The following is a 21604-nucleotide window of genomic DNA, read 5'->3' as shown; positions in this document are numbered from 1 at the left end:
GAGCAGCTTCCGATCGAAAACTGCTCCAGCTTTTTCTGATTTGGAGCGAATTCTGATCGATCGAACGATTCCGTTCGATCGCAAAGCGCTCCAGCGCCGCACTTATCAAAGCCGCATTGTCGCACTATGACGGGCGCGCCGCTGGAGCCCTCCTCGATGAGACCGTTTTTCGCGTATGTTCTGATCGCCGCCGCATTCGCCTCCCCCGCGCGCGCCGCGGAGGACGGGCCCTCCTCCATCGGCTCGGCAATCGGCCGCGCGTTCGAGGGCGCCGGGCTGCGCAACGCGCCGCCGCCGACCGCCGAATTCGTCGGGCGTTCGCGCCCCGCCGATCTCGACTATGCGCCCTTCGCGCCCAAGGAGCCGCGTCCCGACCGCAAGCAGGCGCAGGCCGACGCCGACGCCCGGCTGAAGGAGCTCGAAGCGGCGGGCGCCGCCGCCCGCGCGCGCGCCGCGCGCGTCAAGACGCCCGACGCGCCGCCGCCGAAAACGCGGGACGCGGCGACGCGGCGGCCCTAGTTTTTTCGAAAGGGTTTCGCGCCACACTCCCTCTTTCGGCCGAGAGGGGCCGGCGGAATTTCGAGAACCAGACCGGGGCTGCCGCGGCGCATGTCCCGACAAACCCGAGCGGATGCATCGCCAGCCATGTCCGACTTCTATCGCATCAAGCGCCTTCCTCCTTACGTCTTCGAGCAGGTCAACCGGCTGAAGGCCAAGGCGCGCGCCGCCGGCGCCGACATCATCGACCTCGGCATGGGCAATCCCGACCTGCCGGCGCCGCGCCATGTGATCGAGAAGCTGGTGGAGACGGCGGGGCGGCCGCGCACCGACCGCTATTCGGCGTCCAAGGGCATCGCCGGCCTGCGCCGCGCCCAGGCCGGCTATTACGAGCGCCGCTTCGGCGTGAAGCTCGACCCCGAGACGCAGATCGTCGCGACGCTCGGCTCCAAGGAAGGCTTCGCCAATATGGCGCAGGCGATCACCGCGCCGGGCGATGTCGTGCTCGCGCCGAACCCCTCCTATCCGATCCACGCCTTCGGCTTTCTGATGGCGGGCGGCGTCATCCGCTCGGTGCCGGCCGATCCGACGCCTCAGCTGTTCGCCTGGCTGGAGAAGGCGGTCGCCCATTCGATCCCGAAGCCGATCGCCATCGTCGTGTGCTATCCGGCCAATCCGACGGCGACCGTCGCCTCGCTCGACTTCTACAAAGACCTCGTCGCCTTCGCCAAGAAGCACGACATTTTCGTGCTGTCCGACATCGCCTATGCCGAGGTCTATTTCGACGACAATCCGCCACCCTCGATCCTGCAGGTTCAAGGCGCGATCGACATCGCCGTCGAATTCTCCTCGCTGTCGAAGACCTATTCGATGGCCGGCTGGCGCATCGGCTTCGCGGTCGGCCATGAGCGCCTGTGCGCAGCGCTGGCGCGGGTGAAAAGCTATCTCGACTATGGCGCCTTCACCCCGGTCCAGGTCGCGGCGACGGCGGCGCTCAACGGGCCGGACGATTGCATCAAGGAGATGCGCGCGATCTACAAGAAGCGCCGCGACGTGATGGTAGAGAGCTTCGCGCAGGCGGGCTGGCGCATTCCGGCGCCCTCCGCCTCCATGTTCGCCTGGGCGCCGATCCCGGAGCGCTTCGCCGGCATGACCAGCCTCGAGTTCTCGAAGCTGCTGATCGAGAGGGCCGATGTCGCGGTTGCGCCGGGCGTCGGATTCGGAGAACATGGCGAAGGCTACCTGCGTCTCGCGCTGGTCGAGAACGAGCAGCGCATCCGCCAGGCGGCGCGCAATCTGCGACGCTTCTTCGATAGCGCCGATCAGACGCTGCACAATGTCGTGCCGCTGCAGGCGCGTGGGTGAAGCGGCGGTGGGGGCGCCGATGAGACGCCCTGATAATCGCGCCGCGGCTCCGCGACATGGCGACGCCCGGTCGACGATGCAGGCCCGTGGGGCGCGGCGCGTCGTGATCGTCGCCGCGCCTCCGGTGAGGATGATCGACGTCTTTGGTCCGGCCGAAGTCTTCACGGACGCGAGCCGGCTGAGCGACGGAGAGCCCGCCTATCGGCTCGAAATCGTCTCCGCCGGCGAGGACTCGGTCGTCGCGGGCCATGCCGGCGCGCCTCTGCTCGCCGGCGGGACCTATCGCGAGCTGCGCGATCCGATCGACACGCTGCTCGTGGCCGGCGGTCCGGGCGCCCGCGAAGCTCGATACGAGCCGGCATTCCTCGAGTGGCTCGAGGAGCAGAGCGCCGAGGTTCGCCGTCTCGGCTCGATTTGCACCGGCGCCTTGATCCTGGCCGCCGCCGGCCTGCTCGACGGTCGACGAGCGACCACGCATTGGAATTGGTGCGGCGAGCTCGCGGACAAATATCCCCGGGTGAAGGTCGACCCCGACCCGATCTACGTCAAGGACGGCAACATCTACACGTCCGCCGGCGTCATGGCGGGCGTCGATCTCGCCCTGGCGATGGTGGAGGAAGACCTCGGCGGCGCGATCGCGCTACGGGTGGCGCGGCAGATGGTCGTATTTTTACGCCGTCCCGGCGGGCAATCCCAATTTAGCGCCACGCTCGCCGCTCAGAGCTGCGCCGACCGGCAATTGGGAGATTTGCTCGCCTGGATCGCGGACAATGTCGACGCCGATCTATCGGTCTCCACGCTCGCGCGCCGCGTCGCTATGAGCCCGCGCAATTTCGCCCGTGTCTTCGCGCGCGAGGCCGGAATGACGCCTGCCCGGCATGTCGAACGGATTCGCCTCGAAACGGCGCGGCGACAGCTCGAGACGACCTCTCGCGGGCTCGACGAGATCGCCCGGCTCAGCGGTTTTTCGAGCGCCGAAATCCTTCGTCGCGCGTTCGCGCGCCATTTGGGGGTCACCCCCGGCCGATACCGCGCCTCTTTCGGGCGAGCAGCGCCGCTGCGTTGAACGCAACGAAGCTTTGTCGGCAATCGTGGGTTTTTCGTCGCTCGCCGCTCTTACGCGGCGCGGCGGTGCGCGCGACGATCCGCAGGCGACGGCAAGCGGATGCCGTCCGCGGATCGATGCGAGGACATGAATATGGACAGACGCACTCTCACGAAACGACTGCTGACCGTCGCGACGCTGGCGACCGCCACGGGCAGGGCGGCGGTCGGAGCGCCGATCGAGGCGAGCGAACCGAAAAAAATCCAGGGGCGAGACGGATCGAGATTTCGCATTCGCGTTCTCGCCTTCGACGGAGCCGATGAGATCGATTTCACGGCGCCGATGCGGGTTTTCGGCTTTGTGGCGACCCAGCGTCCCGGCGTGGATCTCGCGCTGGTGACGCTCCAGCCGCGCAGCGTGGTCAAGGGCGCCTTCGGGATGAGCGTCGCCCCGGACGGCGTGCTCGACGACGTTCCCGACCTTCTGATCGTGCCCGGCGGCGGCTGGGTCACGGGCGCCGGGCAAGGAGTTCGCGCCGAGATCGGCAACGGCGCGCTCCTGAACGCGATTCGCGCGTCTCACCAGGGCGGCGCCATCGTCGCGGGAGCCTGCACGGGCGCGATGGCGCTCGCCGCCGCCGGGTTGCTGGACGGCCGGCCGGCGACGACGCATCACAATGCGCTGCCCGATCTGCGGCGCACCAAGGCGCAGGTCGTCGAAGCGCGCGTCGTCGACGACAAGGACGTGCTCACCTGTGGCGGCGTGACCTCGACGTTCGATCTGGCGTTGTGGATCGTCGAACGTTTCTGGGGCGCCACGCTCGCCGACAGATCGACGGATTATCTCGAGCATTCACGCTCCCTGGACGTGCTTCATCGATAACGGCGCTCGCCGCCCTCCAATGCCGCATCGGACCCGCGCGCCCGGCGAGGACGCAATGACAGATGCGGCGGCGCTCGCGATGATGGAGAGATGCTGAAGCTCTCCGCCGTCGCAGCGACAATCGCCCTCTCAGCCCGACGAGGCCGACACAATTTCGTTTCATCCCGGATGCGTCACATACGCGGATCCGGGCGAACCCCGAGCGGATCGACGCCAGCCATGTCCGACTTCCGTCGCATCAAGCCGCCTTCCCCCTTACGTCTTCGAGCAGGTCAACCGGCTGCAGGCCACGGCGCGCGCCGCCGGCGCCGCGCCATGTGATCGAGAGGCTGGTCGAGACGGCGGGAAGCCGCTCATCGAGAGGGCCGATGTCGTGGTTGCGCCGGGCGTCGGATTCGGCGAACATGGCGAAGGCTACCTGCGTCTCGCGCTGGTCGAGAACGAGCAGCGCATCCGCCAGGCGGCGCGCAATCTGCGGCGCTTCTTCCGAAAGCGCCGATCAGACGCTGCACAATGTCGTGCCGCGGCAGGCGCGTGGGTGAGCCGCTGTCGCCGCGAGCCGCGGCGGCGTTTTTGCGCAGGAGCTCGACCCATGCGTTTTGCTCGTCCCATTTTCATCGCTTCGCTCGTCTTCGCCGCCGCTCCGCCGGCGCTCGCGGCCAAGAGCCCGATCGCCAAGAGCCTGATCGCCAAGGGCCACGCCATCGCCGCGACGTATTGCGGCCGCTGTCACGCCATCGGCCCGGGCGACAGCCCCCATCCGGACGCGCCGCCCTTCCACGAGATTCTCGGCCGCCTCTCGCTCGACAATCTCGAGGATGTTTTCAGCGATGCGGTCGCCAGCCACGCGGAGATGGCGCATGTCGTGCTCTCTCACGGGCAGCTCGAAGCGCTGGCGAGCTATGTCGCGACGATCAAATAGAAGCGTCGCAGATGCGAGCCTGAAGGCTCGCGTCCAGGCGACGTATCCGGACCGCGAGCTTGCGGGCTCGCACACCGAGGGAGGTGACGCGATGCGTCTGGCGCTCGCATTTCTCATAGCGATGAGCTGCGCCGCCTCGGCGCGAGACGCATCCTCCGCGAATGACGCGGTCTCGCGCGGCCGCGCGATCGCGCAGGCCAATTGCAGCCGCTGCCACGCCATCGGCGCGAAGGGCGACAGCCCCAATCCGGCCTCGCCGCCATTCCGCACGCTCGCCGGCAAATATCCGCTGGAAAATCTCGAGGAGGCGCTGGCCGAGGGCATCGTCGTCGGGCATGGCGGGCTCGACATGCCGCGCTTCCAATTCTCGCCCGCGCAGATCGATGCGCTGCTCGCCTATCTGGCGACGATACAGAAAAAATAAGAGCGGCCGCGCGCGGCCGCTCTCGATCTCGAAGATGCGAGGGCGGCGCTACGCCGCTTCGCCGACCTGCGTCCGCTTCATCGCGGCGTCGATCTCTATGTCGATCTCGAGCAGGGAGATTTTGTCGCGCTCGCGCAGATTGACCTCCACGCGCTCGGGATCGATCTCGATGTGCCGGGAGATCGCCGCCAGCACTTCCTTGTGCAGCAGCGCGACCAGATTGGAGTTGCAGACCGATGCGCGCTCATGCGCGAGAAGGATCTGCAATCGCTCGCGCGCGACGGGCGCGGAAGCGCGACGATCGAGGAACTTGAACAGATTCATGCCGCCCTCCGGCCGAACAAACGCACGAGAAGCCCCTTCTTGTCTGCGGGGATGTCCATCGGCACGTCGATCCCGCAAAGGCGCCGCGCCGCGTCCATATAGGCGCGCGCCGGGGCGCTGGTCGTCGTGTGCAGCGTGACCGGGCTGCCGACATTGGAGGCGCGCAGCACATCCTCGCTCTCGGGAATAATGCCGATGAGCGGAATCGACAGGATCTCGAGCACGTCGTCGACATGCAGCATCTCGCCGCGCGCGGCGCGTCCCGCGTCATAGCGCGTCAGCAGCAGATGCTTCTCCATGCGCTCGCCGCGCTCGGCGCGCTCGGTCTTGGCGTCGAGCAGGCCGATGATGCGATCCGAATCGCGCACTGAAGAGATTTCCGGATTGGCCACGACGACGGCGACATCGGCGTAGCGCATGGCGAGCGTCGCGCCGCGCTCGATGCCGGCGGGGCTGTCGCAGACGATCCAGTCGAAGCGCTCGCGCAATTCGTCGATCACCCGGCGCACGCCCTCCTCGGTCAGCGCGTCCTTGTCGCGCGTCTGCGAGGCGGCGAGCAGATGCAGCGTGTCGACGCGCTTGTCGCGGATCAGCGCCTGATGCAGCTTGGTGTCGCCATTGGCGACATTGATGAGGTCGTAGACGACGCGCCGCTCGGCGCCCATCACGAGATCGAGATTGCGCAGGCCGACGTCGAAATCGACCACCGCGACCTTGTGATTCGACTGGGCCAGCGCCGCGCCGAGCGCCGCGGTCGACGTCGTCTTGCCGACGCCGCCCTTGCCGGATGTAACCACCAATATTTTGGACATTCGCCGTCCCCCCTCAGTCGAGCTTGACGATCTTGATCGTTTCATCCTGCAAAAAGGCGTGCACCGCGCGCCCGCGCAGATCGGCGCGGATCTCGTCCGCGGTCATGTAGAAGCCGCCGACGGCGACGAGCTCCGCCTCCATCTTGCGGCAGAAGATGCGCGCGCGCGTCTCGCCATAGGAGCCGGCCATCACGCGGCCGCGCACCGCGCCATAGACATGGATGGAGCCGCCGGCGATGACGTCGGCGCCCGAGGCGACCGAGCCGACGACGATCACATCGCCGCCCGGATGAAAGATCGATTGGCCGGAGCGCACCGGCGCTTCGACGATGAGCGGCGCATTGTGTCGGCGCTCGGCGTCGACGCTCTCGGCGAGCGCGGGCTTTTCCGCGCGCAGCGCGGCGCCGATCTCGGCGAAGGCGGTCCGCTCCTGCGGCGTCAGCGCCGGCTGCTGCGCCGCGGCGCCCGGATCCTCGTCGGCGGCGTAGGCGCGGCCGCTCAAAAGAATCGGCGGCAGCTCGTCGCAGGCCCAGGAGGGCTCGACTCCGGTGAGGCCCATGACGCGCACGCGGCGCTCGGACAGACGGTCGACGAGGCCGACGACCTCGTCACGCTCGAGCGCGAGCTTGGAGACGTCGATGACGATCGCCTTGCGCGCGAAGAAGGCGGGCGAGCGCTCGAGACAGGCGTCGAGCTTCTCGATCCAGCCGTCGATCGGCGCGTCGGGCTCGATGGCGAGGACCGGAAAGGACCGGCCCCGGAAGCGAATGTGAGAGGATGAAGATTCGGTCAACGGCGCGGACTCGCGAGCTCTTCTGCGAGTCCCATTTCATGCCAGCGTGGTTAACAACGGGTTAAATTACCTAAGGGTAAATGCGATATCGATCGAGGACCGCCCCTCCCCGACCCTCCCCCGCTTCGCGCGCGAGAGGGTCGGGGCGATGCTTCTCACCCGCAGCGCATCAGAAGAAGCCGAGGCTGTTTGGATTATAGGACACCAGCAGATTCTTGGTCTGCTGATAATGATCCAGCATCATGCGGTGATTCTCGCGGCCGACGCCCGATTGCTTATAGCCGCCGAAAGCGGCGTGCGCCGGATAGGCGTGATAGCAATTGGTCCACACGCGCCCGGCCTGGATCGCCCGGCCGACGCGATAGGCGCGATTGCCGTCGCGCGTCCACACGCCCGCGCCGAGGCCGTAGATCGTGTCATTGGCGATCGCCACCGCCTCCTCGTCCGAATCGAACACCGTCACCGAGACGACGGGGCCGAAGATCTCCTCCTGGAACACGCGCATCTTGTTGTTGCCGGCGAGCACGGTCGGCTTCACATAATAGCCGCCGGAGAGCTCGCCCGAAAGCTCGGCGCGGCCGCCGCCGATCAGAACATCGGCGCCTTCCTTTCGGCCGATATCGAAATAGCCGAGAATCTTCTCCATCTGTTCTTGCGAGGCCTGCGCGCCGAGCATGGTGCGCTTGTCGAGCGGATCCCCCTGCACGATGGCGCCGACGCGCTTCAGCGCGCGCTCCATGAAGCGATCGTAGATGCTTCTGTGCACCAGGGCGCGGCTCGGACAGGTGCACACCTCGCCCTGATTGAGCGCGAACATGGCGAAGCCCTCGAGCGCCTTGTCGAAGAGCGCATCGTCCTCCGCGGCGATATCGGCGAAGAAGATGTTGGGCGATTTGCCGCCGAGCTCCAGCGTCACCGGGATCAGATTGCGCGCGGCATATTCGCCGATGAGCCGTCCGGTGCTGGTCTCGCCCGTGAAGGCGACCTTGGCGATGCGCTTCGACGATGCGAGCGGCTTGCCGGCCTCGAGGCCGAAGCCGTTGACGATATTGACGACGCCGGGCGGCAAGAGATCGCCGACGATCTCGGCCCAGACCAGAATGGAGGCCGGCGTCTGCTCGGCCGGCTTCAGCACCACGCAATTGCCGGCGGCGAGCGCTGGCGCGAGCTTCCAGGCCGCCATCAGCAGCGGAAAGTTCCACGGAATGATCTGGCCGACGACGCCGAGCGGCTCATGGAAATGATAGGCGACCGTGTCGTGGTCCAGCTCCGAGATCGTCCCTTCCTGCGCGCGTATGGCGGAGGCGAAATAGCGGAAATGATCGATGGCGAGCGGAACGTCGGCGGCGAGCGTCTCGCGCACCGGCTTGCCATTGTCCCAGCTCTCGGCCTCGGCGAGCGTTACGAGGTTCTGCTCCATGCGGTCGGCGACGGCGTTCAGCACGCGCGCCCGCTCGGCGACGCTGGCGCGGCCCCAGGCGTCGCGCGCCTCATGGGCGGCGTCGAGCGCCTTTTCGATATCGGCCTCGTCGGAGCGGGCGATCTCGCAGAGCGTCTTGCCGTTCACCGGCGTCTTGTTCTCGAAATAGCGGCCGGCGGCCGGGGGGACCCAGCTTCCGCCGATGTAATTGTCGTAGCGGGGTTTGAATTGCGGCTCGGCGGAGCGGATGAATTCGGGCCTCGTCATGGGGAATCCTCTCTTCACGCGCCTCTTTGCGTAATGGTCGCGGCGTCGCGGCGAGATTGTTCACCCGCGCGCGCGAACCCGCCAGAGGGGAAACGCGCGACGCGGCCGGAAGTGTCGCATTCTTGCGACAGGCGCCGTTCAGCGCAGGCCCAGACGGCTCAGCTTGCGATGCAGCGTCGCGCGGCTGACGCCGAGCAGCTTCGCCGCGGCCGAGACATTGCCTCTGGCCCGCGCCAGCGCCTGCCGCAGCGCGCTGCGCTCGGCCTCTCCCAGCGGGTCGCCGGCGTCGCCAAAGCGCAAGAGATCGGCGGCGGGCGGGGCGGCGGCGAGCGTCGCGTCGGTGACGCCGAGCGCGAGGCGCGCGGCGCGGGTGGCGCCGATGACGAGATCGTCACGATCGACGGCGAGCAGAGAAACGGCGCCACCTTCGGCGCCGGGCGCCAGCAGAATGCGCGCATCGGCGAAGGCGGCGCGAAAATGCGCGGCCTCGATCGCGCGCGCCGCCTCGGCGACGGCGGCGGCGACGAGCCCGATCATGCCGGGGACGAGCGTCTCGTGGCGGCAGGAGACGTCAAGCGCCGCCGCGAGGCGGCCGCGATCATCATGGATCGGCGCGACCGTGCAGCTCAGCGCGGTATTGCGCGTGCGAAAATGCTGGTCGCGATGAATGGTGAGGGCGCGTCCTTCGGCGAGGCAGGTGCCGATGCCATTGGTGCCCTGCTGCGCCTCGCTCCAGATGGCCCCCGGCCGCAGGCCGCGCGCGTCGAACTCCGCTTCGTCCGCGGCGGCGCTGCGCCGCTCGACGGGCGCGCCCTCGGCGTCGGTGAGCAGCACGCAGCAGCCGAGCTCGACCACCGCGGCGGCGAGCCGGTCGAGCGACGCATGAGCTGCGTGCATCAAGGGCTCCAGCCTTTCGCGCGCCGCGCGCAGCTCGGCGGCGCCGAGCATTTCGGGCGCGCGAGACTGTTCGGGGTCGAGGCCATAGAGCGTGACGCAACGCCGCCAGGAGGCGGCGACGACCGAGGCGGCCGGAGCGGCGCCGTCATCGACGGCGGTGAGGATGCGATCGGCATGAGCGTCGCGCCGAGCCATGGCGAGGGGCCTCGGTGGGGGGGCTGGAGAATTGTAGCACCGGGGGCGCATGCGGAAAAAGTGACTTTCAGACCACCCAACGCTCTCCTCGTCGATTCGTTGAACCTTTCAGCACACGCGGACCGACGCATTCATCGTGCTGCGTTTCTGTAGCCACCGGATGAGAGTGGCTGAACCTCTTGCTTAAATCAGTCTATGGTGTTCTAAAAATGCCTTGCTTGGATCGAAGGCTAGGCGCGCCATGACGTACGGTGTTTCGCAAATTGATAAGGCCAACATGAAGTGGTTCAAAAACGATAACACTCGTGCAACACTCGTCTCAATCGAGTTAAAGCGAGGAAGCGTGCGAGGAGTAACGAATTTTTATATGTCTTTTGAATATCCGATTTCGGCTCTCTCCGGCGCAAACGGATCCGGAAAATCGACAATTTTGGCGCTTGCAGCTTGTGCGTTTCATAATACAAAAGGTGGTTTTATTCCTCCATTGCGGACACAGAATTACTACACATTTCAGGACTTTTTCGTTCAGTCGACAAAAGAGGCCCCAGTCGAAGGTATTACGCTTCATTACGGCATACGTCACGACAGGTGGAGGAACTACGAGCCTGGGATCGGATATCAGAGCAGGAGGAAAAAGAAAGGCGGAAAATGGAACGACTACGATGATAGAGTAAAAAGAAATGTAATATACTTCGGTGTACAAAGAGTTGTGCCTCATTACGAACGTAGCGTTCATAGGTCGTATCGGAGCCGCTTCAGGCCTGGAAAGTTAGATGAACAAGCGCGCAATAAAATTGCAAAAATTGCAGGCCGTATCATCGGTAAGGATTACACGGATTTCGACTCGTTCGAGCACACGAAGTACTCCCTGCCTTTTGCTTCATCTGGAGGTATTTCGTATTCTGGCTTCAATATGGGTGCAGGTGAGAGTGCTATTTTCGAAATATTTACAGCGCTTTTTCAAGACGGGCCAGGCACACTGTTGGTGATAGATGAGATTGAGTTAGGCTTACATGAGCGCGCGCAAGAGCGGCTGATTGAGCAGCTCAAGATATGCTGTCTTGAGCTTAAATGTCAAATTATATGCTCGACGCACTCTCATGCAATTCTGAGAAGCCTCCCATCTGAAGCTAGATTTCACGTTGAATGTCGAGAGAGCCGAACTCTTATTACAAAGGGCATCTCTGCCGACTATGCGTGCGGAAAAATGGGAAAGCCCGATTCATTTGAGCTTGAAATTTTTGTAGAAGATGGACTCGCGAGAGAAGTGCTTCAAGCGGCTTTGCCTTTTGAAATTCGTCACCGCTCTCGAGTGAAAGCGATCGGCTCCCACTCGGCAGTAATGAGGCAGATGGCGTCACGGTATCTTGAGAATGCTAACAAATGTATTTGCATATTGGATGGAGACCAGTCTAAATTTAAGTTAAATGCATTAAGAAATATAGAGAGCTATTGCGAAGCAAGCACTAAATCAGAAAAAAACGATATTGCTGACTGGGCCGCGACACGAATTTTTTATCTTCCAGGCAGTGAATGGCCAGAAAGATGGATAATTGGATTGGCCATAGACAAGGCGTCTGATGATGAATGCACCGAGGTGAATGCGATCGTGCAATCCTGGGGGCTTGATTCTCGAGGTGCGTTGATTGAGGCCTTGAAAGCGGCCGCTTCTGCCGAAAAGCACAGAGAGTTTGTTGAACTCGCCGAGGCCGTCGAATTAGCCGTCGAAAAGGCGCGATCGGATATTATCTCGATGGCTACGAAAGTATCGCGGTCTGAATTCGAAACTTTGATAGCAAACGTCAAAAAGCACCTACCATAGGCTGTTCCGGATTACCGACAGACAGCCCCCGCCCTTGCGCTCCGCCCCTCCGCCCGCTAACCCTGCGCGCGAGCCACACCCCGAGGAAAGCCAGAGCCCATGAAAGCCCGCGTCATCGTCACCCTCAAGGCCGGCGTGCTCGATCCGCAGGGCAAGGCCATCGAAGGCGCGCTGCGCTCGCTCGGCGTCGAGGGCGTCGCCGGCGTGCGGCAGGGCAAGGTGTTCGATGTCGAGCTCGAGACGGCCGACCGCGCCGAGGCCGAGGCGCAGTTGAAAGCCGCTTGCGAAAAGCTGCTCGCCAACACGGTCATCGAGAACTTCGCCATCGAGATCTGAAGGGGCCGCGCATGAAAGCCGCCGTCGTCGTCTTCCCCGGCTCCAATCGCGAGGGCGATATGGCGCGCGCGCTACGTCAGGCGACCGGACGCGCGCCGGCCATGGTATGGCACGCCGAGCATGAGCTGCCGGCCGGCACGGATCTCGTCGTGCTGCCCGGCGGCTTTTCCTATGGCGATTATCTGCGCTGCGGCGCCATCGCCGGCCGCGCGCCGGTGATGGAGGCGGTACGCGCCCACGCCGCGCGCGGCGGGCTGACGCTCGGCGTCTGCAACGGCTTTCAGATCCTCTGCGAATCCGGCCTGCTGCCGGGCGTGCTGATGCGCAACGCCGGCCTGCGCTTCGTCTGCCGCATGCAGCATTTGCGCGTCGAGCGAACCGACACCGCCTTCACCCGCCATTATGCGCCGGGGCAGACGATCGAAGTGGCGATCGCCCATGGCGAAGGCAATTACGAAGCCGATGACGAGACGATCCGCCGGCTCGAGGACGAGGGGCGCGTCGCCTTCCGCTATTGCGACGCGGCGGGCCATGTGGGCGGCGCCGCCAATCCCAACGGCTCGCGCAACGACATCGCCGGCATTTATTCGGCCGAGCGCAATGTGCTCGGCCTCATGCCGCATCCTGAAAATCTGATCGACCCGCTGGTCGGCGGGACGGATGGGCGCGCTTTGTTCGAGAGCCTCGCCGCGGCCTGACGCCTCACATCGAGTCGCGCTTGCGAATCCAGGCGAGCGCGAAGAGAGCGGCCGCCGCCGAGGCGACGCAGAGCGCCGCCGCATAGAGCGTCCCATATTCATTCTCGGCGAAGAACAGATTTTTCGTGTTCATGCCGAAGATGCCGGAGATGAGCGTCGGCGGCATCAACAGCGTGCCGAGAATGGTCAGCACATAGAGCTGGCGATTGGTTTCCGCGGTGAGGTTGGAGACGATCTCGTCCTGCAGGAGGCGCGCGCGCGCCTGCAGCGCCTCGAGCTCCTGATGCAGAGCATCGAACCGTTGCGAAAGCCGGCGCAGCGCCGCCTGCGTCGGCTCGCCGACGCGCGCCGATTGTCCGGCGCGGGCGAAGACGCGCTGCGCGTCGGCGATCTCGCGATGCAGCCTGATGGTCTGCCGGCGCAAGGCGCCGAGACGACGGCGCTCGTCGCGCGCTTCGTCGTCGAGCACGCGATCCTCGATCTCGTTGAACTCGGCGAAGAGCGCATCGATCGCCGCATCCATGGTCGAGAGAGTCTCTTCGACCAAGGTCTCGAACAGATCGAGCGGCGAGTTCATCCGGGCGCCGTCCAGCGCCGCCTGCCGCACCGCCGCCGTCGATTGCACGGCATAGCGGCGCGCGGTGACGAGGCCGCGCTCGGTGACGACGATGCGCAAATGGCGCAGCACGTCCTCGGGGCGCTCGAGATCGCGGCCGCGGTCGGGCAGCACGCCCCAGAGCGCGGTCTCGTCGGCGGCGAGGCGCTGATGCGTGTCCGGCTCCAGGAGCAGCGCTTTCGCCTCGTCTGGAATCTGCGGCTGCGCGGCGACCCAGTCGCGATAACGCAGATCCGCGACATTGAGATGCACCCAGATGAAGCCGCCATCGTCCGGGGAAAGGTTCGGCGCGCTCGCTTCCGAGACGAGCGACGCCGCGCCTCGAGGGTCGAAACGCAGGACCCAGAGAAAGGGCGAATCGCCTACAATCGCGCCGCGCGGCGGCTTCAGCCTCATGAGCTTCGGTCTCCGCTGCGCAGAAGCGACCCTGAAGGCTCGCCCGGCGATGCGCGTCACGCCTCCGAGCGACCACGTCGGCGCGCAGATCCGTCGCTCATCCGGGCGGAGCCTCTATCTCCCCGATGCGACAATACGCCGACAGCGGCGTCGGCCTCACGGGCCCCAGAAGGAAACGCCCGGATCATAGGGCACGACATCGAGCCGATAGCGCTTCGGCAGAACATCGTCCATGAACCGGCTGGGCTGATTGCGCTCGATCGGATCATAGGCGAAAAAGGTGGTCTCGATAAAATAGCGATTGGTCGTGCCGACCGGAACGACCGGCCCCGGATCGAGCCAGCTGCGGCGCGGGACGACGAGCGGCGTGCGGACATAGGGGACGGGCGCATCGGACACGACGACAACCGCGGCGCGCCGAGGCCTGGCGAGCGCGTCGCCGGCCGTCGCGACGGCGCAGAGGCAGGCGAGGCCCGCCGACAGACTGACGAAAAATCGCATCTCCATCTCCCGGTTCCGAAACGCTGTCGAGGATCATAACCGCTCGCGGCGCGAAGCGATACGCCGCCCGCGCGCCTCGCACGGCGATGTTGGCGAATGTGTCCGCCGAAACGTTAAGCGCTCGCGCGCAATCGTCGATTTCGCGGCGTCAATGACGCGCGCCGCGCTTCTTGGCCGGCGCGCGGGCGCCCGCGGCGCTCGCCTCCTGCGCCGGCGCGGCGAAGCAGGACGGCGCGTCGGCCTTGGCGAAGGCCTTTTGCAGGCCCTCGTTCTTGCCGCCCGGCAGGTAGAAGACGCGGTCGAGCAGGCAGGTCGCGACGCGGCGGTCGACCGGCCGGCCGGCCGCCCCGCAGGCGAGGCCGGCGATCTCGATCGAAAGCGTCGAATCGATCAGCCGCACCGCCGTGCAGCCGCGCTCCGTCACGGGGCCTTCCCCCTGGCGCTGCGACAGGCGGATGTCGGCGGCCTCGAAGGCGCCGGCGCGGCCGGAGAGCGGAATCGGCTGAGCGATCCGCACGACCGAGAGGCCGGCGTCCGCGGCGTGGCGCGCCATGTCGAGGAAGAAGTCGGAATTGCCGAGCTTGTCGCCGGTCGGCTGGAGAATGTCGATCCGCAGATAGAAGCGGCCCGCGTCGAAGCCGCCGAAGGTCATGGACTCCTGCCGTCCGCCCGCATGCCGCGACGGCTCGAGGGCGACGACCCGCTCCTTGGCGAGCTCCGGGACATCGAGATCGAAGGCCGCCTTGGGCGCGACCGGCGCCGACGCCCGAGCCCTCGCCGGCGGCGGCGGCGCTATCGTGGCGGTCGGAAAATCGTCGATCGCCGGCAGCGCTGGCGGCCGGAGGAAGAGCCCGGCGCCGGCCAAAACGAGAAGCGCGGCGAAACCCATCGAAGAGGCGGCGAAGCTGCCGAGCGGCCGCGCCCGCAGCGGGCCGCTCGCATAGACGGAAATGTCTTCGTCGGAAGCCGACCAACTCATAACGCCACTCCAACCGCCCGGCGGCGCGCGCCGGAAAAACACGACGAGGCCTCGCACCCTGCCGAATGATCTCGAGGTCGAGGTTTCACTCTCGCCACCATTTGCGCGAAGGGTAAACATTCGGTTGAGCGCGACCATCTTTCTGAAGCGGAAGAGACAAACTTCGGACAAGAAAACCGGCGAGAGGGAGAGCGGCTGCAGCGTCGAACGCGGCGCGGGGGGAGAGGAACACCAACAGCTTTCGAGGAAACAGCATGAAGCTCCCTGCGCTCGCGGCCCTGGCGACCTGCCTGTCGCTGCCCGCCTACGCGGAAAAAGTCACGATCGGCTGTCCGCTCGTGGCGCAATACAGCGAAAGTGAAGTCCATTACCTGCTGAACGAGGTCCGCCTTGTGGTCGGCGACCAGGAAGCCGGTCGCATCTACGCGCATTACCTCGATCTGAGGAACGCCTGCCGCGTCAATGGCGCGGCCGTGCGCACCGTCACCGTCTCCCCGACCTTGCGCAGCTGGCTGGCCCAGAACGGCGTCGACATCCGCCGCTTCGCCCGGCGTTCTTGATCTCTCGCCGGGCGCCGCTCAGTGGCGGCGGCCGCGCCTCTTCCCCTTTGCCGCGCCCTGGATTTGCGCCTTGCACGCGCGGCTGAGGGAGCCGAAATTGGCTCTGAGGCATTGCGACACCGCGTCGGCGTCGGGCACCAACCGCTCGCAGAAGCGATAGGCGTCATTGGTGCAGGCCGAGCGCTGCTTGGCCGTCCCCTGCGCGGACGCCGGCGCGGCGGCCATGATCGCAACGAGAAGCGAGAACCCGAAGAGCAAGCGCATGGCGGCGTCTCCTGCGACGGCCGCGACGATCGCGGCCCCATGAGGTTGAAATGATAGGGCGCGACCGCGCACGGCCATCGCCCGGCCGGATTAACCTTTAATCCGGGAAAGCCCTCGCGACGGGGTTGCTTTTCCTCGCGCTCGAGCATTTAATAAGCTTACTTATGAGAAGCGCCGCTAAGACCAGCCGGATCAATGAGCCTGCCGCCGCCCAACACATTCTGCTTCCTGCTGTCGGACGCGGCGCGGCTGATGCGCAAGCGGTTCGAGCAGAATGCGCGCGATCTCGGCCTCACCCGAGCGCAATGGCAGGCTCTCGCCTATCTGGCGCGCAATGAAGGCGTCAGCCAGTGCGTCCTGGCCGACATGCTCGACATCGAGCCGATCACCCTCGGGCGAACCGTCGATCGGCTCGAGGCGCAGGGACTCGTCGAGCGGCGCCCGCACGACACCGACAGGAGGGCGTGGCGGCTCTATCTGCGCGAGGCCGCGCTGCCGCTGCTCGAAGCCATGGCGCCGATCTCGGAACAGACGCGCCGGGAAGCGCTCGCCGGCTTGGGCGACGCAGAGACGGCGGCCCTGACGCGCGCGCTCGAGACGACGCGCGCCAATCTGAGCGAGGCGCTGAGCGCGCCCGCGAAACGGCTGAAAAAGGCCGAATGAGACGAACAAAAGGTCGGGCGCGAGCGCGGAAGACGAGGCGCCCCAATAATCACAAACAGCACATGTTCGAGTTGATTTGGTTCGCCGGAGCGCGGCTCGCCGCGCCGTCCGGCCATGAGGTCGAACCCACATGGAGCTCGTCAAATACGCGCTCAAATTCCGGCTGACGTTCTACGTCATCGCCATTTTGACGACGCTCCTCGGCGGCGCGGCGATCGTGTCGACGCCCAAGGACGTGTTTCCGAACGTCGACATTCCGGTCGTGACGGTGATCTGGACCTACACCGGCCTCTCGACCACCGAGATGGCGCAGCGCGTCACCACTTATGCGGAATATTCGACGTCCAACAACGTCAACGGCATCAAGACGATGGAAAGCCAGACGCTGCAGGGCGTCTCGGTGATGAAGATCTATTTCCAGCCGGATGTGAACATCGAGCTCGCCATCGCGCAGGTCGTCTCCTCGATGAACTCGATCCGCGCGCTGATGCCGCCCGGCATTAATCCGCCGACCGTGATCCGCTACACGGCGTCGCAGGCGCCGGTGCTGCAGCTCGCGCTGTCGAGCAAGAGCTTTTCCGAACAGCAGCTCTATGATTTCGGACTCTACCGCGTCCGCCAGGCGCTGACGGCGACGCCCGGCGCGACTCTGCCGACGCCCTGGGGCGGCAAGCAGCGGCAAATCATGGTCGACCTCGACGTCGCCAAGCTGCAGGCGCGCGGCCTCACCCCGCTCGACATCGTCAACGCCGTCACCGCGCAGAACGTCACCGTTCCGTCCGGCCTCGTGAAGTTCGGCGAGCTGCAATATGTGGTTCGGCTCAATTCGACGCCGGAGGCGCTGGAGACGCTCAACAATATTCCGGTCAGATTCTCCGACGGCGCGCCGGTGCTGCTGCGCGATCTCGCCCAGGTGCGCGACGGCAGCCCGCCGCAGCAGAACATCGTTCGCGTCGACGGCGTGCGCTCGGTGCTGCTCACCGTGCTCAAGAACGGCAACGCCTCGACGCTCGACGTCGTCGAGAACGTCAAATCCGCCATCGCCAAGCTGCGCGAGGCGATTCCGCCGGAAATGCGCATCAACGAGCTGTTCGATCAGTCCGTCTTCGTCTCCCACGCGATCGCCGACGTGCTGCGCGAAGGCGCGATCGCGGCGGGCCTCACCGGACTCATGATCCTCTTGTTCCTCGGGTCCTGGCGCTCGACGCTGATCGTCATCATCTCGATTCCGCTGTCGATCCTCGTCTCGCTCGCCGTGCTGAGCGCGCTCGGCCATACGATCAACATCATGACGCTCGGCGGGCTCGCCCTCGCCGTCGGCATATTGGTCGACGACGCGACGGTCGCCATCGAGAACACCTACCGACTGTTCGAGGAGGGCAAGGAGTTCCGCCATGCGGTGGCGGAGGGCGCGTCCGGCATCGCCAAGCCGGCGCTGATCTCGACGCTCGCCATCTGCGCCGCTTTCGTCTCGGTGCTGTTCCTCACCGACGTCGCCCGCTATCTGTTCACGCCGCAGGCGCTGGCCGTCGTCTTCGCCATGCTCGCCTCCTATTTCTTCTCGCGCACGCTGACGCCGATCCTGATGGATCAGCTGCTCGCGCATGAGCATCACGGCCGCGAGCTGGAAGGGGACGCGCGCCGCGCCGGAGTGGCCGGCGGCCTCGCCCGCGTGCAGCTCGCCTTCGAGCACGCCTTCGAGCGCATGCGGGCCCAATATGGCCTGCTGCTCGCCGCCGTTCTGCGCCGCAGGGCGCAGGCGTTCGTCTTCATCGTCGGCGTTCTCGCGCTCGGCGGCGCGCTGTTCGTGAATGTCGGCGAGGATTACTATCCGCAGATCGACGCGGGTCAGATGACGCTGCATGTGCGCGCGCGTCCGGGCCTGCGCATCGAGGATACGGAGCTGTTCTTCCAAAAGGTGGAAAATGCGATCCGCGAGATCGTGCCCGAACATGATCTCGCGCTGCTCATCGACAATATCGGCCTGCCGCAGATCACCTATAATTTCGCTTTCACCGACGGAACGGTCGTCGCCTATTTCGATGGGCAGATCATGATGTCGCTGCACGCAGGGCATGCGCCGACCGCCGGCTATATGAAGAAGATGCGGGAGATCCTGCCGCAGCGCTTCCCCGAGGCGACCTTCTATTTCCAGGCTTCCGACATCGTCACGCAGATCCTGAACTTCGGTCTGCCCTCGCCGATCGCTCTGCGCATCGTCGGCCGCGACGCGGAGGGCAATCAGATTGTCGCGCAAAAGCTGCTGGAGCGCGTCAAAGGCGTGAAGGGCGTCGTCGACGCGCATATTCACCAGATCCTCGACGCGCCCGAATTCTTCGTCGACATCGACCGCTGGCGCGCGCTGCAGCTCGGCGCCAGCACGCAGCAGGTGGCGAGCAACGTCAATGTGTCGCTCTCCTCCTCCTTCCAGGTCTCGCCCAATTTCTGGACCGATCCGAAATCCGGCATCCCCTATCAGGTCTCTGTGCAGACGCCGGAATATCGCATCGCCACGCTCGACGCTTTCGCCAACACGCCGGTCTCGGCCGTGACCAACGCGCCGACGGCGCAGGTCGATCTCTTGACCAATCTCGCCCAATGGCGGCGCGGCATAGAGCAGACCGTCGTCAACCACTCCAACACGCAGCCGACCTATGACATCTACGCCAATCTGCAGGATCGCGATCTCGGCGCCATCGAGCGCGATCTTCGAAAAGTGGTCGCCGAGCTGGAGGGCGAGCTCAAGCCCGGCAATATGATTGTCCTGCGCGGCCAGATCGAGAGCAAGAATCTCGCGTTCCGCCGCATCGGCCTCGGCCTCATCGCCTCCATGGCCTTCGTCTATCTTCTCATGGTGGTGAACTTCCAGAGCTGGGGCGATCCTTTCGTCGTGATCCTGGCGCTGCCGATCGCCTTCTGCGGCATCGTGTTCAGCCTCTATGTCACCGGCACGACCTTCTCCATTCCGTCGCTGATGGGCGCCATCATGTCGGTCGGCGTCGCCTCGGCCAATTCGATCCTGCTCGTCACCTTCGCCCGCGAGCATCGCGAGGAGACCGGCGCTTCGGCCGAGGAGGCGGCCTATCTCGCCGGCATGACCCGCATTCGTCCCGTCCTCATGACCGCCGCGGCGATGTTCGTCGGCCTCTTGCCGATGTCGCTCGCGCTCGGCGACGGCTCCGAGCCGAACGCCGTGCTGGCGCGCGCGGTCATGGGCGGAATCGCCTTCGGCACCTGCTCGACTCTGCTGTTCGTGCCGCTCCTCTATTCGATCCTGCGCCGCGGCGAGCCGCGCGCGCCGAGGGACTATCTATGAGCGATATGCCGCATCCACGCAGCCCCTTGGCGTCCACGACGGTCGTCGGCGCGGGCCGCGAGCAGCCCCGGCTGCGCAAAGGCCCTTTCCTGCTGCTCGCCTTGCTGCTCCTCGTCGTGCTGTGGCGCGGCGCCACGCGCCATGCCGAACGCGACCGGGACGCGGCCGCGTTCCAACAGGCGCAGGCCGACGCCACGCTCAGCGTGCGCGTGGCCGAGGTGAAGAAGGTCTCGGCCCCCTATCACATCGAGCTGCCCGCACAGACGCTCGCTTTCGAGCAGGCGCGCCTCTTCGCCCGCGCGACCGGCTATATCGCCGAGCGGCGCGTCGACATCGGCTCGAAGGTGAAGCAGGGCGATCTACTGTTGCGCATCGCCGCGCCCGATCTCGATCAGCAATATGCGCAGGCGAAGGCGCAGCTCTCCCTCTCCAAGGCGCAGCTGCTGCAATCGAAGGCGCAGGTGGAGCAGAGCAAGGCCAATCTCAATCTCGCCAAGGTCACCTACAACCGCGCTTCGACACTGGCCAAGAATAATTTCGAGAGCAAGCAGAACGCCGACACCGCCTTCGCCAATGTCGAGACGCAGACCGCCAATGTCTCGTCCGCGCAGGCGGGCGTCGAGGTCGCGCAGGCGACGATCGAGGCCAATCAGGCCAATGTGGAGCGGCTCGCTCAGCTCGTCGGATTCAAGGATGTAAAAGCGCCGTTCAAGGGGGTCGTCACAGTGCGCAATATCGATGTCGGCGATCTCGTCAGCGCCGACGCCAATGGCGGAACCGCGCTCTTCCAGATGGCGCGCGACGACGTGCTGCGCGTGCAGGTCTCCGTGCCGCAGACCGAAGCGCAAGGCATGGCCGATGGGCTCGAGGCGAAGATTCTCTCGCCCGAGCTCGGCAAGACTTTCAAGGGCCGCGTGACGCGCAACGCCGTCTCGCTCGATCCGGCGACGCGCACGCTGCTGACGGAGGTCGACATTCCCAATCCGACCGGCGAATTGCGTCCGGGACTGTTCGTGCGCCTCGTCCTCGACATCCCCCGCGTGCGTCCGCATGTGAATGTTCCGGCGCCGGCAATTCTATTCGGCGCGCAGGGACCGCGCGTCGCCGTGGTCGGCAAGGACGATGTGATCCGCATGGCGCCGGTCGCCATCGCCCGCGACTATGGAACGAGCGTCGATGTGGAGGATGGGCTCGCCGGCGACGAGCGCGTCGTGCTCGATCCGCCGGTCGATATTCGTGACGGCAGAAAGGTCACGATCCGGCAGTGAGGCGAATAGCGAGTAGAACTATTCGCTACTCGCTACTCGCCCTTCACTCCACATCCAGCGGCGCGACGCCTTTCGGCTGGCCGTCGGCGGCGAGCGTGATCTTCTCGATGCGCGCCTCGGCTTCGCGCAATAGAGCGTCGCAGCGCTTCTTCAACGCTTCGCCGCGCTCGTAGAGCTTGACCGATTCGTCGAGCGAGACGCTCGCCTTCTCGAGCTTGCCGACGATCTCCTCGAGCTCCTGTATGGCCTTCTCGAACGGCAGGGCGTCGATGTCGGAATTGGCGTCGGACACGGGACGGGCTCCCTTGCGGCTTCAGTGAATCGCCGCGATTGTAGCACGA

General features: G+C 65.5%; 24 protein-coding genes and 1 pseudogene. 14 read left to right on the top strand and 11 right to left on the bottom strand.

Annotation, left to right across the window (positions count from 1 at the left end):
• Positions 1-156: 156 nt before the first annotated feature.
• The 4 genes from K3F48_RS06385 (at position 157) to K3F48_RS06370 (ending at position 3790) form a co-directional block, all read left to right on the top strand.
• Positions 157-519 (top strand): hypothetical protein, encoded by a 363-nt coding sequence (locus tag K3F48_RS06385; protein WP_222574590.1) that lies wholly within the window; start codon positions 157-159, stop codon positions 517-519.
• Between the two features lie 126 nt (positions 520-645).
• On the top strand, positions 646-1863 hold the full coding sequence (locus K3F48_RS06380; protein WP_222574589.1) for an LL-diaminopimelate aminotransferase: 1218 nt from the start codon (positions 646-648) through the stop codon (positions 1861-1863).
• A gap of 19 nt (positions 1864-1882) precedes the next feature.
• Positions 1883-2929 carry a GlxA family transcriptional regulator gene (locus tag K3F48_RS06375; protein WP_255608418.1) on the top strand — a complete coding sequence of 349 codons (1047 nt, stop codon included), beginning with the start codon at positions 1883-1885 and terminating at the stop codon, positions 2927-2929.
• A gap of 132 nt (positions 2930-3061) precedes the next feature.
• Complete coding sequence (locus tag K3F48_RS06370) at positions 3062-3790, top strand: DJ-1/PfpI family protein (RefSeq protein WP_222574588.1); 729 nt, start codon at positions 3062-3064, stop codon at positions 3788-3790.
• Between the two features lie 238 nt (positions 3791-4028).
• Here K3F48_RS06370 and K3F48_RS06365 read toward each other — a convergent pair whose 3' ends face one another.
• Positions 4029-4196, bottom strand: coding sequence for a hypothetical protein (locus K3F48_RS06365; RefSeq protein WP_222574587.1), 168 nt, complete (start codon positions 4194-4196; stop codon positions 4029-4031).
• Here K3F48_RS06365 and K3F48_RS24235 point away from each other — a divergent pair.
• The 3 genes and pseudogenes from K3F48_RS24235 to K3F48_RS06355 all read left to right on the top strand — a co-directional run.
• Positions 4137-4332 (top strand): annotated as a pseudogene (locus tag K3F48_RS24235) (aminotransferase); the annotation flags it as partial. The gene K3F48_RS06365 and the pseudogene K3F48_RS24235 sit on opposite strands and share 60 nt — an antisense overlap.
• 50 nt (positions 4333-4382) lie before the next feature.
• On the top strand, positions 4383-4712 hold the full coding sequence (locus tag K3F48_RS06360) for a cytochrome c (RefSeq protein ID WP_222574586.1): 330 nt from the start codon (positions 4383-4385) through the stop codon (positions 4710-4712).
• 91 nt (positions 4713-4803) lie between these two features.
• Positions 4804-5136, top strand: coding sequence for a cytochrome c (locus K3F48_RS06355; RefSeq protein ID WP_222574585.1), 333 nt, complete (start codon positions 4804-4806; stop codon positions 5134-5136).
• 48 nt (positions 5137-5184) lie between these two features.
• Here K3F48_RS06355 and minE read toward each other — a convergent pair whose 3' ends face one another.
• From minE to K3F48_RS06330, 5 genes are all read right to left on the bottom strand, one after another.
• Positions 5185-5460, bottom strand: a complete 276-nt coding sequence (gene minE / locus K3F48_RS06350; protein WP_222574584.1) for a cell division topological specificity factor MinE — start codon at positions 5458-5460, stop codon at positions 5185-5187.
• Positions 5457-6272: a septum site-determining protein MinD gene (minD, locus tag K3F48_RS06345; RefSeq protein ID WP_222574583.1), complete on the bottom strand. Its 816-nt coding sequence runs from the start codon at positions 6270-6272 to the stop codon at positions 5457-5459. Before minD ends, minE begins: the two co-directional genes overlap by 4 nt.
• Positions 6273-6285: 13 nt before the next feature.
• Positions 6286-7065: a septum site-determining protein MinC gene (gene minC / locus K3F48_RS06340; protein ID WP_222574582.1), complete on the bottom strand. Its 780-nt coding sequence runs from the start codon at positions 7063-7065 to the stop codon at positions 6286-6288.
• A 169-nt stretch (positions 7066-7234) separates the two neighbouring features.
• Positions 7235-8752 (bottom strand): aldehyde dehydrogenase, encoded by a 1518-nt coding sequence (adh, locus tag K3F48_RS06335; RefSeq protein WP_222574581.1) that lies wholly within the window; start codon positions 8750-8752, stop codon positions 7235-7237.
• 138 nt (positions 8753-8890) lie between these two features.
• Entirely contained in the window at positions 8891-9844 is a 954-nt protein-coding gene (locus K3F48_RS06330; protein ID WP_222574580.1) for a helix-turn-helix domain-containing protein, read from the bottom strand.
• A gap of 241 nt (positions 9845-10085) precedes the next feature.
• Between K3F48_RS06330 and K3F48_RS06325 the strand changes: the two genes are divergently transcribed.
• The 3 genes from K3F48_RS06325 to purQ all read left to right on the top strand — a co-directional run bounded on the left by K3F48_RS06325 (position 10086) and on the right by purQ (position 12700).
• Positions 10086-11666 carry an ATP-dependent endonuclease gene (locus K3F48_RS06325; protein WP_222574579.1) on the top strand — a complete coding sequence of 527 codons (1581 nt, stop codon included), beginning with the start codon at positions 10086-10088 and terminating at the stop codon, positions 11664-11666.
• Between the two features lie 99 nt (positions 11667-11765).
• Positions 11766-12002: a phosphoribosylformylglycinamidine synthase subunit PurS gene (gene purS, locus K3F48_RS06320; protein WP_222574578.1), complete on the top strand. Its 237-nt coding sequence runs from the start codon at positions 11766-11768 to the stop codon at positions 12000-12002.
• 11 nt (positions 12003-12013) lie between these two features.
• Entirely contained in the window at positions 12014-12700 is a 687-nt protein-coding gene (gene purQ / locus K3F48_RS06315; protein ID WP_222574577.1) for a phosphoribosylformylglycinamidine synthase subunit PurQ, read from the top strand.
• Positions 12701-12704: 4 nt separating this feature from the next.
• Here the strand turns inward: purQ and K3F48_RS06310 are convergent, their stop codons facing one another.
• The 3 genes from K3F48_RS06310 to K3F48_RS06300 all read right to left on the bottom strand — a co-directional run bounded on the left by K3F48_RS06310 (position 12705) and on the right by K3F48_RS06300 (position 15192).
• Complete coding sequence (locus K3F48_RS06310) at positions 12705-13712, bottom strand: transporter (protein ID WP_222574576.1); 1008 nt, start codon at positions 13710-13712, stop codon at positions 12705-12707.
• A 156-nt stretch (positions 13713-13868) separates the two neighbouring features.
• On the bottom strand, positions 13869-14213 hold the full coding sequence (locus tag K3F48_RS06305) for a hypothetical protein (RefSeq protein WP_222574575.1): 345 nt from the start codon (positions 14211-14213) through the stop codon (positions 13869-13871).
• Positions 14214-14361: 148 nt separating this feature from the next.
• On the bottom strand, positions 14362-15192 hold the full coding sequence (locus K3F48_RS06300; protein WP_222574574.1) for a hypothetical protein: 831 nt from the start codon (positions 15190-15192) through the stop codon (positions 14362-14364).
• A gap of 254 nt (positions 15193-15446) precedes the next feature.
• Between K3F48_RS06300 and K3F48_RS06295 the strand changes: the two genes are divergently transcribed.
• Complete coding sequence (locus K3F48_RS06295; RefSeq protein ID WP_222574573.1) at positions 15447-15752, top strand: hypothetical protein; 306 nt, start codon at positions 15447-15449, stop codon at positions 15750-15752.
• 18 nt (positions 15753-15770) lie between these two features.
• On the opposite strand, the gene K3F48_RS06290 is transcribed toward K3F48_RS06295, so the two are convergent.
• Positions 15771-16016, bottom strand: coding sequence for a hypothetical protein (locus K3F48_RS06290; protein ID WP_222574572.1), 246 nt, complete (start codon positions 16014-16016; stop codon positions 15771-15773).
• Positions 16017-16211: 195 nt separating this feature from the next.
• Here K3F48_RS06290 and K3F48_RS06285 point away from each other — a divergent pair, with 195 nt between their 5' ends.
• The 3 genes from K3F48_RS06285 to K3F48_RS06275 all read left to right on the top strand — a co-directional run bounded on the left by K3F48_RS06285 (position 16212) and on the right by K3F48_RS06275 (position 21263).
• Positions 16212-16679 carry a MarR family winged helix-turn-helix transcriptional regulator gene (locus tag K3F48_RS06285; protein WP_222574571.1) on the top strand — a complete coding sequence of 156 codons (468 nt, stop codon included), beginning with the start codon at positions 16212-16214 and terminating at the stop codon, positions 16677-16679.
• Between the two features lie 130 nt (positions 16680-16809).
• Entirely contained in the window at positions 16810-19995 is a 3186-nt protein-coding gene (locus K3F48_RS06280) for an efflux RND transporter permease subunit (protein WP_222574570.1), read from the top strand.
• A complete protein-coding gene (locus K3F48_RS06275) occupies positions 19992-21263 on the top strand; it encodes an efflux RND transporter periplasmic adaptor subunit (RefSeq protein WP_222574569.1) in 1272 nt (423 codons plus the stop codon). The genes K3F48_RS06280 and K3F48_RS06275 overlap by 4 nt, the downstream gene beginning before the upstream one ends.
• 43 nt (positions 21264-21306) lie before the next feature.
• Here the strand turns inward: K3F48_RS06275 and K3F48_RS06270 are convergent, their stop codons facing one another.
• Positions 21307-21555 (bottom strand): exodeoxyribonuclease VII small subunit, encoded by a 249-nt coding sequence (locus tag K3F48_RS06270; protein ID WP_222574568.1) that lies wholly within the window; start codon positions 21553-21555, stop codon positions 21307-21309.
• Positions 21556-21604 lie beyond the last annotated feature (49 nt).

Source organism: Methylosinus sp. Sm6 (genome assembly GCF_019802345.1).
Classification (GTDB): Bacteria; Pseudomonadota; Alphaproteobacteria; order Rhizobiales; family Beijerinckiaceae; genus Methylosinus.
This window is presented reverse-complemented; position numbering and strand designations above follow the sequence as displayed.